At 50.2% G+C, this 410-nt stretch carries 1 pseudogene; it reads right to left on the bottom strand.

The annotated features are described in order from the left end of the window. Positions 1-290: 290 nt before the first annotated feature. Positions 291-410 (bottom strand): annotated as a pseudogene (locus tag AM629_RS22930) (type VI secretion system tube protein Hcp); the annotation flags it as partial.

Genomic DNA, 410 nt, shown 5'->3' on the forward strand with positions numbered 1-410 from the left:
CTGCTCGCAACAGACGAGTGGTATAGCCCGTTTCGCCTTTTCTCTCTACCGGTGGCATTTGAATGCTTGCAGGTAAATCCGGCACACCATCACCCTGCGCTTTGATGGCAGGACGAACAAGTAAAACAGGCAGCCCCTTACGGGTACAAAAACTACAGCCCGGGTTAATCACAATAAAATCTCCTGTATTGCACACTCTTTATTTCAGGTTTTCCGGGTTAAGACGACCCGGCAACGCTTCATTCGCGTCGTTATGACAGCCATACCGAGGTATGGCTGCCTGTCAGCCATTACGCCTGACTGCGCTCATTCCACGCATCCGAGTGAATGATGTTGCCGTCTTTGTACGTCCAGGTGATTTTTTCGTAGCGGAACTCAACCTGTTCCAGATGGTTGTGTTTCTCTTTGGC

Source organism: Photorhabdus heterorhabditis, from assembly GCF_001280945.1.
In the GTDB taxonomy this organism is placed as follows: Bacteria; Pseudomonadota; Gammaproteobacteria; order Enterobacterales; family Enterobacteriaceae; genus Photorhabdus; species Photorhabdus heterorhabditis.